The organism is Streptomyces sp. NPDC000410 (assembly GCF_040300305.1).
GTDB lineage: Bacteria > Actinomycetota > Actinomycetes > Streptomycetales > Streptomycetaceae > Streptomyces.
Map to the genome: position 1 here is coordinate 1 of NZ_JBEPDM010000024.1, position 14,212 is coordinate 14,212.

Here is a 14,212-nt window from a genome sequence, read left to right on the forward strand (position 1 = left end):
GCACGCGTCGTCGGCGTGGTCTCGGATACATGAAGGCGATCTCCAGGAGGTTTCTCGGTCGGCCCCTTGGCACGCGCCGGACAAGGAACGGGCGCTCCGGGACAGTGGGAGTGTTCTTGGACCGGCACCAGCGGAGCGGACATCGTGCCGGCCGGACCGTTCGGACCCTGTGGGGCCCAGGCGGTCCGAACCGCTGTGCTGCGCAATGGTTTTGTGTGTGGTGCCGAACTCGATTCATTCGACGATAAGCAGATGCGAATGGTTCCCCGATCCGCCAGATGCAACAGAACTGGCGTCTCTGGCGCGACAGACGGGAGATTCGTTTCGATCGCAACCGCTGGCGAAACCTCTGCCGACGCCGCCGCCCCGAGGCTCGCCTACGATCGGCCGCGTGTGCGCACACGTGATGGTCGCGGAGGACGACGAGAAGCAGGCCGAGCTGGTCCGGCGCTATCTGGAGCGCGAGGGGCACTCGGTGCTGCTGGTCCCGGACGGTCTCGCCGCCCTGGAGGCGGTCCGGCGGCGCGCCCCCGACCTGCTCGTGCTCGACGTGATGATGCCCCGGGCCGACGGACTGGACGTGGTGCGGGTGCTGCGGGCGGAGGACAGGGAGCTGCCGGTGCTGATGCTGACGGCCCGGAGCACCGAGGACGATCTGCTGCTCGGGCTCGACCTGGGTGCCGACGACTACATGACCAAGCCGTACAGCCCGCGTGAGCTGATGGCCCGGGTGCGTACGCTGCTGCGGCGTACGCGACGGTCGGCGGCATCCGCCGACGGGTCGGCGAACGTGCTGGCCGTGGGCACGCTCACGGTGGATCCGGACCGGCACGAGGTGTCCGTCGACGGTGCGCCGGTCGTGTGCACTCCGGGCGAGTTCCGGGTCCTGGTGGCGATGGCGGGCGAGCCGGACCGGGTGTTCACCCGGCAGCGGCTGCTGGAGGAGCTGAACGGCTACGACCGGTACGTCAGCGGCCGGACCGTGGACGTCCACATCATGAACCTGCGCAAGAAGATCGAGCCCGCGCCACGACGGCCCGTCCGGCTGCTCACCGTCTACGGCGTCGGCTACAAGCTGACGGACCCGGCGAAGGGGCAGGCCCGGCGTGCGTCCTCGTAGAGCTCGCCGAGCGCAGACGGAGCGGGAGAGGCTTCCGCTGCGCAAGAGCCTGCTCGGCCGGCTGCTGGCCGCGTCGGCGCTGGTGGCGGCCTGCTCGGTGGCGGCGACCGCGTGGCTCGCCGTGCAGACGACCTCCGGCGCGATCAAGCAGCAGCAGGGCCAGAACCTCGCCGACGACGCCCGTATCTACGACACGCTGGTCGGGTACGCGGCCACCCATCCCCGCTGGGACGGCGTCGAGGCGACCGTGCGCGCGATGGCGCGGCAGTCGGGCCGCCGGATCACGCTCACCACCGAGCAGCGGCAGCCGCTCGCGGACTCCGCCGGCGGGCCGGAGCGGCCCGCACTGCCCACGCGGGCGTCGGCGGTCGTCGACCCGCTGTCCGTGGACTCCGCCATCGTCGCGGGGACGGCGTCGGCGACGGACCGTATCGATCCGCGCGCGGTCGGGCCCTTCCGGCTGCCCGCCCGGGAACGCGCCCAACTGCGCGACCTCGCCGAGCAGACCGCGATGTGCCTGCAGAAGATCGGCCTCGCGTCGGAGATCGTCGAGGGCCCCGGCGGACGCCCCCGCATCGAGCCGGTGGGCAAGGACTTCAGGAACGGGCTCGTCCGCCGCGACTCCTGCCCGACCGACGAGCTCGACCAGCCGACCACGACCGAGAACAGGGCACTCGCCGCGCTGAACACACTGGTCGACGCCTGCCTGGACCGACAGCGCCTCCCCGGCGTGCGGCTGCACCCCGACCTGTCCTGGGACCCGGGCAAGCCGCGCCCCGTGGCGAAGGGCGAGTCCTTCGGCGCCCTCGAACCGGCCGTCGCGTCCTGCCTGGCCACCGCCCGCCACGAACAGCTCGGGGCCTATGTCGCCCCGCCCGCCCTGCTGTTCATCACCGACCCCGGCGGTGGCGACACCACCGACCCCGGCTTCACACTGTCGGCGGCCAACACCGCCCGGATCGCGGGTGTCGCCGCCCTCGTCCTCGCGCTCACGGTCGGCGCGTCCGTACTCGCCGGGTCGCGGCTGGTACGGCCGCTGCGCGCGCTCACCGGCGCCGCGCAGCGGATGAAGGACGGGGACGACGCGGGACCGGTCCCGGTCACCGGGGACAACGAGATCGCCCGGCTGGCCGCCGCGTTCAACGACATGGCCGCCCACCGCGCCCGGCTCGAGGAGCAGCGCAAGGTGATGGTCAGCGATGTCGCCCACGAACTGCGCACCCCGCTGTCCACGATCCGCGGCTGGCTGGAGGGCGCGCAGGACGGCATCGCCGAGCCGGACCCCGCGTTCATCGCCTCGTTGCTGGAGGAAGCGGTACAGCTCCAGCACATCGTCGACGACCTCCAGGACCTCGCCCAGGCGGACGCGGGCGCGCTGCGCCTGCGCCCCGAACCGGCCGTCCGGATCGAGGACATCCTCGGCCAGGCGGCCGCCGCGCACCGGGGCGCGGCGGAGGGCGCGGGGGTCACTCTGACGGTGGGGGCTCCCGAGGGGACCGAACCGCCGCCGCTGACGGCCGACCCCGTCCGGCTGCGGCAGGCCGTGGGGAACCTCGTCTCCAACGCCGTACGGCACACCCCGGAGGGGGGAAGCGTGACGCTGCGGGCGTACGGCTCCGGGAACGCCGACGGCGAAGGCGAGTTGGTCGTGGTCGAGGTGGCCGACACCGGCACCGGGATACCGGCCGAGGACCTCCCGTACGTCTTCGACCGCTTCTGGCGCGCCGAGAAGTCCCGCAGCAGGCGCACCGGCGGCAGCGGCCTCGGCCTGGCGATCGTGCGCAAGCTCGCGGAGGCGCACGGCGGCACGGTGGAGGTGCGCAGCACGGTCGGGGAAGGCTCGGTGTTCACGCTCAGGCTGCCCGCCGGCGGCGTCGTACTTGAGGAGAACAGCGGTCTGACAGTGGCCTGACAGCGATCTGACAGGTTCCTCACAACTCCGGTCCACGCTGTGGGCACTGCACAGCCCCCACAGGGCGAACCGGAATTGGAGCCATCTTCATGTCCCTGCGTACCGCCTTTCTGACCGCCGCCGTCGCGGGCGCGCTGCTCGTACCGACCGCCGCGGCGACCGCGGCCTTCGCCGACGAGAAGCCCTCGCCCGCGCCCAGCGCCCCCGTCTCCGACAAGGACGCCGCCGAAAAGGAGGCCGCGGCGCGCAAGGAGAAGGAGAAGAGGGACGCGTCCGGGGCGTTCCGCGAGACTCCCCGTGGCGGCGTCGCGGCCGGTGAGCGACCCGTGGCGAACGCGGGCGACAACACCGCCACGCTCGTCGGGTCCGCCGCCGGTGTCGCGCTGCTCGCGGGCGTCGGCACGATCGTGCTCCGCCGCCGCGCCGGCGCCAACGGCTGACATCAACGGCTGACACCCGGACCGACCGGCCGGCAGCGGGCCTCCCCCGCTGCCGGCCGGTGTCATGCCCCGCCCTGGAGCCCGTATGCCCCGTACCACCCGTATGCCCCGCACCGCCGCCGCGCTGTCGGCGCTCGTCTGCGTCGGTTCCGCCGCGCTCACCGGCTGTTCGTCCGCCGACCGGGACACCTCGGCCGCCGCGGTCCCGAGGCCCTCACGGTCAGCGCCCGAGAGGCCCGCGGAAGGCGTCCCCGCCGACCCCGTCCGCCTTTCCATCCCGTCCCTCTCGGTGGACAGCGCCCTCATGCCGCTCGGCCTCAACGCCGACGGCACGGTCGAAGTCCCCCCGGCCGAGCGGGGCATGACCGCCGGCTGGTACACCGGCCGCCCCGTCCCCGGCGCACCTGGCGCGGCCGTCGTCATCGGCCACAACGACACCCGCTTCGGCCGGGCCGTCTTCCACGACCTCAAGAAGATCGCCAAGGGAGCGGACATCTCCGTACGCGACGCGAAGGGCGCCACCGTCCACTTCACGGTCACCGGCACCGAGACGGTCAGCAAGAAGTCCTTCCCCACCGAGAAGGTCTACGGCCCCACGAACGGCCGCGCCCTGCGCCTCATCACCTGCGACGGCGACTTCGACGCCGAGGGCCACCCGGTCGACAACCTCATCGTCCACGCCGTCGCCGACTCCGGCTGACGGCGTGCCCGCAGAGGCGAGTAGGGTCCAGGTCCGGTGGTACGTACGTGCGAACGGTCGGACGGGGGCGGGCGAGACGATGCGGCGCTGGGTCAAGGTGTCGGTGACGGCGGCGGTGGTCCTGGGCCTGGGCGGGTACTTCGCCGAGCCCTACGCGCAGCACTGGATGCTGGCCGGGAGCGCCTGCGACGGGGCGATGCCCCGGGACGCGGTCGAGCGGCTCGTGCCCGAGGACGCACTGCTGATGGGCGAAGAGTCCAGGGAGAACCGGATACTCGGCTCGTACTACTGCGGTGTCACCTACAAGGGCGAGGAGACGAAGCGGGAGGACGGCTCGGACCTCGTCGCGGTGGCGGCGTACACCCGGCGGGACGACCAGGACCGCGAGTTCACGAGGGCCTTCGATGACGAACACCGGTTCGTGCCGGTGGCCGACGGGCTACCCGGGTTCATCGACAGGTCCGGCAGCATCACCCTCCTGCTGCCCTGCCCCGATCTCGGCAAGGACGACGAAGGCCGCCCGCGCAAGATGCTGGTGCGGACCTGGATAGGGCACAACACCAACAGGAAGGCCCCGGGAGTCGCGTACCGCGTAGCCGTCGGGCTCACCAACTCCGCGTCGAAGAAGCTCGGCTGCGGTGCGGAGCCGCTCAAGGCACCGACGTCGGGCGCCGTGCCGGTGGACCCTTTTGACGATGATGACGGCCCGAAGGCGGTGCCGCTGTCGCGGGCGAAGGGCACCGCCTGCGCCTGGGTGGCAGACGCCGGGCTGCCGCAGGAGGCCAGCGACGGGTGGCAGGTCCTGGTGGCGAGCAACAAGGAAGCGCCCACCGAGCGCTGCGATCTGTCGGCCCAGGGCGGGAAGTACGCTCAGCGCGAATGGGGGATGTCCTTCACCGCCTGGTACGGCGACTGGAGCAACGGGCTCACGTTCGAGGGCGACCTCGGCGGGCCCCGCCGGGAAACGGCCACCGCCCGGTGCGACGGCGAGGCCGCGAATTTCGCGCTCAACGCGTACGGCGACGCTCCCGGCGTCGACGAGGCCGCGAGGCAGCGAATGCTGAAGCGGTTCGCGGAGGATCAGGTGCGCAGGCACGGCTGTTCGGGCCTGCGGTTCACCTTCTGAGGCCCGTTCCGCCGGCTCAGACCTACAGCCACAGCTCGCGGACGTACGCGTCGTCCACCAGCTGCCGCATCGCGGCCGCCCGCCGGGCCGGCACCTTGCGCTCCTTCGCCCACTGGTCCAGCACCGTGAACATCTGGCGCCGTCCGTCCGTCAGGTCCCCGCGTACCGGCCCCGCGGCCGGCCGCTCGGCGATGTCGCCCATCGGCGGGAGGCTGTCCAGTTGCCGGGGCGCGGGACGGAACGTGCCCCGGGTGTGCTCGCGTACGGACTTGTCGAAGGCGGCGAGATCGGGGATCGTGCCGTCCCTGCCGTAGCGGGTGCGGTACTCCATGAGGTTGCCGACGCGCCCCGCGAGGTCCATCAGGTCGCGGTCGGTCCAGTCCGTCGGCTTCGACGGGTGGTTCTTGTCGCGCTCGACGAGCGGGGGGCGGTAGGCGGGGTCCCCGCCCTGCACGGTCAGCCGCTCCAGATAGTGCGCGAGGTAGGCCCGCTCGGCGTCGTAGAGGATCGCGAACGCTTCGGGGTCCTTGGCGAGTTCGGCGACCAGGCCCTCCATGTCGGGGCTCGCGCTCTGGCCTCTGTCGGCGAATTCGAAGGCGGCGTGCGCCTCGCCGGGGGCGAGGAGGCGCCCGAGCCACACGTAGCCGTCCTCGTCGGGGCCCGACCGGTCGGCAGGTATCGCGGGGCCGTTCGCTTCGTCGTGCGGGATGAAATTGTCCCGCCCCGCGTCCACCACGTACTCGGCCACCATACGGGCCACGCCGGGCGCCAGCCCCGCCGGAAGTTCTTCGACGTCCTCAAGGGCTGCGGCCACCGCGTAGGCGCTGCGGGCCTGCGCCATGGTGTGCGGCTTTCCCGGGCCCGCGGAGCGGGTGGCCGCGTCCACGATCCGGGCCAGTACGCGGGCGCCGTCGCCGCACACCTTCTCGTGCGCCAGGAGGTCCTTCGCGGCATCGAGGCGGGTGAGGTCATCGCCCGGGTCCAGGGCCTTGGTGGCGGCCGCGGGGTCGTCGGCGAGGGCGCGCGCCGAGGCGGGCAGCTGCCAACAGGGCTCCTCGCCGGAACCCGCGACGGTCAGCGGAATCGTCACCCCCGCCGCCAGGACGACGACGGCGACCGCCGAGGCGAGGAGCCGGTGCTCCCTCAGCCACTTGCCGATGTTCTCCCCGTTACCCATTCGCGCAGACTAGCGAGCGCGTCGCCGAGCGACCGGGCCGGGTGACCGGTGGGGCCGCACACCCTCACCGACCAGCCGACTTGCACACTGTTCAATACCTCAGTACGTTGATCCCCCACGACTTGAACTTAGTGCAATTGGATGCCTCATGCGGATACAGCTCCTCGGCCCGGTCGGGATCTCGACCGGGCGGACCGCGGTGCGGCTGCTCCGCTCCGCGAAGTCCCGGCACCTGCTGGCCCTCCTCGCCTGGCAGCCGAACGCGTACCTCTCGGACGAGCAGGCGATCGAGGAGATGTGGCGGGAGGGCCCGCCTGACCACCCGAGGGACGCGCTCTACACCCATGCGAGCAGGCTGCGCCGGGTGCTCCCCCGCGGCCCGGCCACGGAGGCGCCGGACGGCGGCTGCACCCTGGTCCGGCAGGACGGCGGCTACATCCTGGCGGTGGCCCCGGACGCCGTCGACCTGCACAGGTTCGGCAGGCTCGTCGACGCCGCACGTGCCGCATGCGGTGCGGCACGACGCGAGGAGGCGTTCCGGCTGCTCGAAGAGGCGCTCGCGACGGCCTCCGGCACACCGTTGGCGGACCTGCGTTCCCCCTGGGCCGAGCGGGCGCGGCGCTCGGTGGAGCTCAAAGTGCTGTCGGCCCGGCTCAGCCATGCCCGGCTGGCGCTGGAACTCGGCCGGCACACCGAGACGGTGCCGGTGCTCCACCAGCTCGCGCTGGACCACCCGCTCGACGAGGGCATCGCGGAGACCCTGATGCGCGCCCTGTACCTCAGCGGACGGCAGGCCGAGGCCCTCGCCTGCTTCCGCACCATCCGCGACGCGCTCGTCGACCAGCTGGGCCACGAGCCGGGACGCCCGCTGCAGTCCCTGCACGAGCACGTGCTGCGCCACGACCCCGCACTGGGCGGCCCGGCGCCCAGGGACTGAGCGGGGTCGGTGACAGGGCGGCGACAGACGTCCGGCAGACCGCACCGGCAGGCTGGGCGAGCGCCCGCGGGGGGCACCGGTGTGAGGCCACGCCGGAAGACGACACAAGGGGAAGCATGAACATCCGCAAGAAGGCAGCCGTGACGGTCGGCGCGACGGCGCTGGCGTTCGCCGGGGTCCTCGGGACCGCCGGCCAGTCCTTCGCCGGGTCCAACGGCCAGCAGCTCAAGTTCGCCGACGCCCGCGGCGACACCTACTCCATCCTCGTCGTCGGGAAGAACCAGAACGGCGTCGAGGTCAGCAAGTGCTTCTACACACCGAATCAGGTGACCTACATCAGCGGCTACTGGTGGAAGGGCAACATCGAGTACCTCGGCTGGTCGGGCGACAGCTGCACGGGCAGCACCCGCGGCCACTACACGGCGTACGTGCCGACGTCCCAGCCGAACTCCGACTGGTACACGATCACCAACGGCTGATCGCACCGGATCGCACCGGCACGGCGAAGGCCCCCGACATGTCCGTCGGGGGCCTTCGCCGTGCTCAGTGCCCGTCCGCGCCCTTCCAGGCCCGGCCGTGCCCTGCGCCGGTCCGTGCAGGTCCGTGCAGGTCCGTGCCTACAGGAACGAGTTGATCTCGATCGTCTCGGTACGGCCGGGGCCGACACCGATCGCGGAGATCGGGGCGCCGGACATCTCCTCCAGCGCCTTCACGTACGCCTGCGCGTTCTTCGGCAGGTCGGCGAAGGTCTTGGCCTTGGTGATGTCCTCGGACCAGCCCGGCAGGTACTCGTACACCGGCTTCGCGTGGTGGAAGTCGCTCTGCGAGTACGGCAGCTCCTCGACCCGGCGGCCGTCGATCTCGTACGCGACACAGACCGGGATCTGCTCCCAGCCGGTGAGCACGTCCAGCTTGGTGAGGAAGAAGTCGGTCAGGCCGTTGACCCGGGTCGCGTACCGCGCGATCACCGCGTCGAACCAGCCGCAACGGCGGTCACGGCCGGTGGTCACACCGCGCTCGCCGCCGATGCGGCGCAGGTCCTCGCCGTCCTGGTCGAACAGCTCGGTCGGGAACGGACCGGCGCCGACGCGGGTCGTGTACGCCTTGAGGATGCCGATGACGCGGCTGATCTTCGTCGGGCCCACGCCCGCGCCCGTGCAGGCGCCGCCCGCGGTCGGGTTCGACGAGGTCACGAAGGGGTACGTGCCGTGGTCGACGTCGAGGAGGGTGCCCTGGCCGCCCTCGAAGAGGACGACCTTGCCCTCGTCGATGGCGTTGTTGAGGATCAGGGTGGTGTCGGCGACGTACGGCTTGATCTGCTCCGCGTACTGGAGCATCTCTTCGACGATCTTGCCGGACTCGATCGCGCGGCGGTTGAAGACCTTGGCGAGGAGCTGGTTCTTGTTCTCCAGCGCCGCCTCGACCTTCTGCTCCAGGATCGACTCGTCGTACAGGTCCTGGACGCGGATGCCGACGCGGTTGATCTTGTCGGCGTACGTCGGGCCGATACCGCGACCGGTCGTGCCAATCTTGCGCTTGCCGAGGAACCGTTCCGTCACCTTGTCGAGCGTGACGTTGTACGGGGTGATGAGGTGAGCGTTACCGCTGATCAGGAGCTTGGACGTGTCCACGCCGCGGTCGTTCAGCCCGCTCAGCTCGGAGAGCAGGACCGCCGGGTCGACGACGACACCGTTGCCGATGACCGGGGTACACCCCGGTGAGAGGATCCCGGAAGGGAGAAGGTGCAGCGCGTACTTCTGGTCGCCGACGACGACCGTGTGGCCGGCGTTGTTGCCACCCTGGTAGCGCACTACATAATCAACAGATCCACCGAGGAGATCGGTGGCCTTTCCCTTGCCTTCGTCACCCCACTGAGCACCGAGCAGCACAAGTGCGGGCACAGGCGTACACCCCTTCCGGGCGGGGCATGTCCAAGGTCAGGGGGCCTGAGCCGCCAACCGGTGTGCCCCGGAATAGACGAAGCCCCTGGCGCAATAGCGCAAGGGGCTCTTGCACAAAGATGCTACCCGAGGAAGGACCGAGGTGTCGGCTCACGACCAGCTCCTGGTGGTCATCGACCCGGTCGCCCGCCGGATTGACGGCGAGTCCGTTCGGATCGTGAAGGATGTGTTGTGTGCCGGGGCGGAGGCGAAAATCTGTCTGCCCGACGGGCCCGAGGAATTTTCCCGGGCGCTGGCCCGAAGGGGTGCACGGCGGCTCGTCGTGGTCGGTGACGACCGCGCGCTGCTACGCGCCGTAGCCGTACTGCACCACGGGCGTGAGCTCGCCGACGAGGCCCTGTCGCTGGTCCCGGTCGGGGCCGGCCCGTCCGTGGGTCTCGCGCGGTCGCTGGGCGTGCCGACCGGGGCGGTGGTGACGGCGGCGCGTGCGGTGCTGGACGGGGTCGCGCACCACCGCGACCTGCTGGTCGACGACAGCGACGGGCTGGTGCTGGGCGGTCTGCGCATCCCGGCCGGCGCCACGGCGGTCTCCCCCGACCCGCACCCCGGATCGGTCTGGGACGCGTGCCGCTCCCTGGTCCGTACGCTCGTCCACCCGGCGCCGCCCGCCCCGGCGGCCCCCGTGCACCGGCTGCGGGTGGAGGTGGACGGGGTGCTGCTGAGCGATGTGGACGAGCCGGTCGAGGACGTACGGGTGCGGGCGGACGAGGGGGTCGCGGAGGTGACCGTGCTGCGCCGTGCGGACGCCGAGCCGGTCCGGGCGCGGGCGCGGACCGTGACCGTCTCGGGGCCCGACTTCCGCTACCGGGCGGACGACCTGGTCACCGGCCCGATCGGGCGCCGCACATGGACGCTGAGCCCCAAGGCCTGGTCGCTGACGCTGCCGGGGTAGCGTTCGCGCGACGAGAGACGCGGACGGGAAGGGCGGGACGGGCGGGATGGAAAGCACCGGCGCCACGAACGCGCTGACGCGTCCGCGTACGGCGCGCAGTCTCGACGGCTACCGGTCGGGCGCACGCGTCCGCGCCGTGGCGGGCGTGGCGCTGGCCGCCGTGTCCGGGCTCGTCGAGCTGACCGGGCTGCTCCCGCACAAGGTGACCGCGAGCGGGGCGGGCCTCGGCACCGCGCTGTTCGCCTCGGGCCTGGTGCTCCTGTGGCACTCCCGCCGGCTGCGCCGCACCCTCGCCGCCGGGCCGTGGCGGGCGGCCGCCTCGGTGTTCGTGACGCGCTCGGCTGCCGCGCCGGCGGTCGTGCTGAGCGACCCGGAGAGCGGCGAGCTGACGGTGCTGGCGGTGCACTCGGTGCGGCGGCGCTACCGGGTCGTGAACCGGGACGAGCTGTGGTGGGCCCGCGACCCGGACTCCGCCGGGTTCGTCATCGCGCCCGAGGGCGGCGGGGAGCTGATCTGGGCGAAGCCGGTGTGGACGGCGCGCAGCCGGGCCCGCCTCGCCGCGAAGGCCGAGTCCGTGGGACTGCTGGAGCGGACGGCTACGGCCCCGCGCGCCTGACGCGTCCCCCCGCGAGGCCCGTCCCGTACGCGGTCATCCCTTGCCGAAGACCTGCTCGCGGTGTTCCCGCCAGCGGTCCATCATCCCCCGCAGTTCCTTCTCCATGAACTCGAAGAACTCCAGCGTCTCCGCCAGTCGGCGGCCCGCGCTCGACTCCACGCCCAGGCTGTTCACGCCCTCCCGGAACGTGCCCTCCCAGCGCTTGATCACCTGATCGCGGTTGGTCAGCGCCTCGTACCACTGGTTGCCGTGCACCCGGTAGCGGTCGCGCCGGGAGCCCGGTTCGCGTTCCCGCGACACCATGTTGACCTGCGAGAGGTAGCGGATCGCGCCGGAGACGGCGGCCGGGCTGATCTGGAGCCTCTCGCCCAGCTCGGCCGAGGTCATGACACCGGCGTCGGAGACGAGGATCGCGGCGAAGACCCGGGCCGGCATCCGGGCCATGCCCGCCTCGACGAGTTGCGAGGCGAAGCGCTCGATGAACGCGGACACCGCCTCGTCGTCGCGCTCGGCCCGCTGGTACTCGGTCTGTTCAGTCACGCCCGGATCATCTCCCCTGCCATCTCCCCTGCTCACGGCCCTCGTTCCGAGTTTATACGCTTCCTTAACTTCACAACTTTGTGAAAGTAGCGTACGTTCTGAATCATGACGAAGGCAATCACCGTCGCCGGGCTGCACAAGTCGTTCGGGCGGACGCACGCGCTGGACGGCCTCGACCTCACCGTCGAGACCGGTGAGGTCCACGGCTTCCTCGGCCCCAACGGCGCCGGGAAGTCCACCACCATCCGGGTCCTGCTGGGCCTGCTCCGCGCCGATTCCGGCGCCGCCCAGCTCCTCGGCCGCGATCCCTGGAAGGACGCGGTCGAACTGCACCGCCGGGTCGCGTACGTCCCCGGCGACGTGACGCTCTGGCGCAACCTCTCCGGCGGCGAGGTCATCGACCTCTTCGGCCGGCTGCGCGGCGGGCGCCTCGACAAGGCCCGGCGGGCCGAGCTGATCGAGCGGTTCGAACTCGACCCCACCAAGAAGGGGCGTACGTACTCCAAGGGCAACCGCCAGAAGGTCGCGCTCGTCGCCGCCTTCGCCTCCGACGTCGACGTCCTCATCCTCGACGAGCCCACCAGCGGCCTCGACCCGCTGATGGAGGAGGTCTTCCAGAGCTGCGTCGCCGAGGCGGCGCGCGACCACGGCCGCACCGTCCTGCTCTCCAGCCACGTCCTGAGCGAGGTCGAGGCGCTCTGCGACCGCGTCAGCATCATCCGCAAGGGCAAGGCCGTGGAGAGCGGCTCGCTCGCCGACCTGCGCCATCTGACCCGTACGAGCGTGAGCGCCGAACTCGCGGCCGCGCCCAACGGACTCGCGCACCTCCCGGGCGTGTACGACCTCGACGTCCACGGCAGGCGGGTCAAGCTCCAGGTCGACACGGACAAACTGGACGCGGTGCTGCGCTCGCTGACCGAGTCGGGCGTACGGTCGCTGACCAGCACCCCGCCCACCCTGGAGGAGCTGTTCCTCCGTCACTACAGCGACGAGGGCGCGACGGCGGTGGCGCGATGACCGCCGTAGCCGTGGGCGCGGCCGTGGCCCCCGCCGGTACGCGGCCACTCGCCGGCACGGGCGTACTGCTCAGGCTCGCCCTGCGCCGCGACCGGATCATGCTGCCCCTGTGGGTCGTGGTCGTCGCCGGCATGGTCATGAGCGGCGTCGGATCGCTGGAGACCCTGTACGACACCGCCGCCAAGCGGGCGCACCTCGCCGAGTCGATGGCCGCGAACAGCTCGCTGCGGTCGCTGTACGGGCCGGTGTTCGACGACTCGATCGGCGGGCTCGTCGCCTGGCGGTTCGGCACGTTCGCATCTGTGCTGGCGGCGGTGATGAGCCTGATCATCGTCGTACGGCACACACGCGAGGAGGAGGAGACGGGCCGTCAGGAACTGCTGTCCTCCGCGATGGTCGGCCGCCGGGCGCCACTGACGGCGGCGCTGCTCGCCGCGCTGATCGCGAACGCGGCCGTCGCGCTGCTCATCACCGCCGGACTGGCCGGGCAGGGCTCCGGCGGCGCGCTCGCCCTCGGGCTCGCCATCGGCGGCACCGGCGCGCTGTTCGCCACGATGGCGGCGATCGTCGCCCAGCTCACGGAGAGCGCGCGGCTCGCCAAGGGCATGACGGCGGGTGTGCTGGGGCTCGCGTTCGTGCTGCGGGCGGCGGGTGACGCGGGGACGGCTGGGGGCACCTCCCAGGCCGAAGGCCTAGGGGGAGGATCGTCCGTACTGACCTGGCTGTCGCCGATCGGCTGGGCGGAGAACGTACGGGCCTTCGCGGACGAGCGCTGGTGGGTGCTGCTGCTGATCGTGGCGGCGATCGGCGCGCAGGCCGTCGTCGTGTACGCCCTGGCCGGGCGGCGCGATGTCGGCATGAGCTTCCTGCCGGCCCGGCCGGGCCCGGCGGAAGGCCGGATCGCCACGGCGGGCGGGCTCGCCTGGCGGCTGCAACGCGGCACGCTCCTCGGCTGGGCGGCAGCCTACGTGCTCGCCGGGATCGTGTTCGGCGGAATGGCGAACGGCGCGGCGGACCTGGTCGGCGACAACGAGCAGGCCAAGGAGATCTTCCAGCGCATGGGCGGCCAGTCGGGCCTGGCCGACGCGTTCCTCGCCACGATGGTCGGCATGTTCGGGATGATCGCCGCGCTGTACGCGGTCGGCGCCGTCCTGCGGATGCACAGCGAGGAGACCTCCCAGCGGGCCGAACCGGTCCTCGCGAACGCGGTCGGCCGGCTGCGCTGGGCCTCCGGCCACCTGATCATCGCCTTCGGCGGCGCGACCGTGCTCATGCTGCTCAGCGGCGTGGGCCTGGCGATCGGCCACGGCTCCGGCCTCGGCGCGGTCCTCGGCGCCACGCTCGTCCAGATCCCGGCGATCTGGACCCTCGCGGGCCTGGCCATGCTGCTGTACGGCGCCTTCCCGAAGGCGACGACGGCGGCCTGGGGCCTTGCGGGACTGTCCCTGGCCCTCGGCTGGATCGGCCCGGCGCTGGACCTGCCGCAGGCGGCACTGGACCTCTCCCCGTTCGGCCACCTCCCGAAGCTGCCGGGCCCGGAGATGAACTGGCCCCCGGTCCTGCTCCTGACGGCCCTGGCGGCGGCCCTGGTGACGGCGGGCCTGGCGGGCCTGCGCCGCCGCGACGTGACGACGTGACCCTCGGCCCCTGAACGCGGCGCCCGGACCCATGGCGGAGTCCGGGCGCCGCGTCGTGGGTGCCTGCGGCGGGCTTTTCTCCCCGCCCCGCCCTCCCCCAGAGCTTCGCCTGGGAGGTACCCCCATCCCGAAACTGG

Annotated in this window: 14 protein-coding genes; 11 read left to right on the forward strand and 3 right to left on the reverse strand. The window is 72.1% G+C overall.

Features of this window, described 5'->3' with window-relative positions:
* Positions 1–406 precede the first annotated feature (406 nt).
* The 5 genes from ABT342_RS22855 to ABT342_RS22875 all read left to right on the forward strand — a co-directional run bounded on the left by ABT342_RS22855 (position 407) and on the right by ABT342_RS22875 (position 5,298).
* Complete coding sequence (locus ABT342_RS22855; protein ID WP_351577093.1) at positions 407–1,120, forward strand: response regulator transcription factor; 714 nt, start codon at positions 407–409, stop codon at positions 1,118–1,120.
* On the forward strand, positions 1,107–3,032 hold the full coding sequence (locus ABT342_RS22860) for a sensor histidine kinase (RefSeq protein WP_351576796.1): 1,926 nt from the start codon (positions 1,107–1,109) through the stop codon (positions 3,030–3,032). The genes ABT342_RS22855 and ABT342_RS22860 overlap by 14 nt, the downstream gene beginning before the upstream one ends.
* Before the next feature lie 89 nt (positions 3,033–3,121).
* Positions 3,122–3,472, forward strand: coding sequence for a sortase-dependent protein (locus ABT342_RS22865; protein ID WP_351576799.1), 351 nt, complete (start codon positions 3,122–3,124; stop codon positions 3,470–3,472).
* 85 nt (positions 3,473–3,557) lie between these two features.
* Complete coding sequence (locus ABT342_RS22870) at positions 3,558–4,172, forward strand: class F sortase (RefSeq protein ID WP_351576802.1); 615 nt, start codon at positions 3,558–3,560, stop codon at positions 4,170–4,172.
* Between the two features lie 79 nt (positions 4,173–4,251).
* Positions 4,252–5,298, forward strand: coding sequence for a hypothetical protein (locus ABT342_RS22875; RefSeq protein ID WP_351576805.1), 1,047 nt, complete (start codon positions 4,252–4,254; stop codon positions 5,296–5,298).
* Between the two features lie 22 nt (positions 5,299–5,320).
* Here the strand turns inward: ABT342_RS22875 and ABT342_RS22880 are convergent, their stop codons facing one another.
* Entirely contained in the window at positions 5,321–6,475 is a 1,155-nt protein-coding gene (locus tag ABT342_RS22880) for a hypothetical protein (protein WP_351576808.1), read from the reverse strand.
* Between the two features lie 148 nt (positions 6,476–6,623).
* Between ABT342_RS22880 and ABT342_RS22885 the strand changes: the two genes are divergently transcribed.
* Both ABT342_RS22885 and ABT342_RS22890 read left to right on the forward strand, forming a co-directional pair.
* Positions 6,624–7,412, forward strand: a complete 789-nt coding sequence (locus ABT342_RS22885) for an AfsR/SARP family transcriptional regulator (protein ID WP_351576811.1) — start codon at positions 6,624–6,626, stop codon at positions 7,410–7,412.
* 116 nt (positions 7,413–7,528) lie between these two features.
* On the forward strand, positions 7,529–7,891 hold the full coding sequence (locus ABT342_RS22890) for a hypothetical protein (RefSeq protein WP_351576814.1): 363 nt from the start codon (positions 7,529–7,531) through the stop codon (positions 7,889–7,891).
* A gap of 138 nt (positions 7,892–8,029) precedes the next feature.
* On the opposite strand, the gene ABT342_RS22895 is transcribed toward ABT342_RS22890, so the two are convergent.
* The gene (locus ABT342_RS22895; RefSeq protein ID WP_351576817.1) at positions 8,030–9,313 is read right to left on the reverse strand and encodes an adenylosuccinate synthase; all 1,284 of its coding nucleotides are present in this window, start codon (positions 9,311–9,313) and stop codon (positions 8,030–8,032) included.
* Between the two features lie 142 nt (positions 9,314–9,455).
* On the opposite strand from ABT342_RS22895, the gene ABT342_RS22900 reads away from it, so the two are divergent.
* Together ABT342_RS22900 and ABT342_RS22905 are read left to right on the forward strand one after the other, a co-directional pair.
* The gene (locus tag ABT342_RS22900; RefSeq protein ID WP_351576820.1) at positions 9,456–10,265 is read left to right on the forward strand and encodes a diacylglycerol kinase; all 810 of its coding nucleotides are present in this window, start codon (positions 9,456–9,458) and stop codon (positions 10,263–10,265) included.
* Positions 10,266–10,311: 46 nt separating this feature from the next.
* Entirely contained in the window at positions 10,312–10,881 is a 570-nt protein-coding gene (locus tag ABT342_RS22905; protein ID WP_351576823.1) for a hypothetical protein, read from the forward strand.
* Between the two features lie 33 nt (positions 10,882–10,914).
* On the opposite strand, the gene ABT342_RS22910 is transcribed toward ABT342_RS22905, so the two are convergent.
* A complete protein-coding gene (locus ABT342_RS22910; RefSeq protein ID WP_351576826.1) occupies positions 10,915–11,421 on the reverse strand; it encodes a GbsR/MarR family transcriptional regulator in 507 nt (168 codons plus the stop codon).
* A gap of 105 nt (positions 11,422–11,526) precedes the next feature.
* Here ABT342_RS22910 and ABT342_RS22915 point away from each other — a divergent pair, with 105 nt between their 5' ends.
* Together ABT342_RS22915 and ABT342_RS22920 are read left to right on the forward strand one after the other, a co-directional pair.
* Complete coding sequence (locus ABT342_RS22915; protein ID WP_351576829.1) at positions 11,527–12,438, forward strand: ABC transporter ATP-binding protein; 912 nt, start codon at positions 11,527–11,529, stop codon at positions 12,436–12,438.
* Positions 12,435–14,075 (forward strand): ABC transporter permease, encoded by a 1,641-nt coding sequence (locus ABT342_RS22920; RefSeq protein ID WP_351576832.1) that lies wholly within the window; start codon positions 12,435–12,437, stop codon positions 14,073–14,075. Before ABT342_RS22915 ends, ABT342_RS22920 begins: the two co-directional genes overlap by 4 nt.
* Positions 14,076–14,212: the final 137 nt, after the last annotated feature.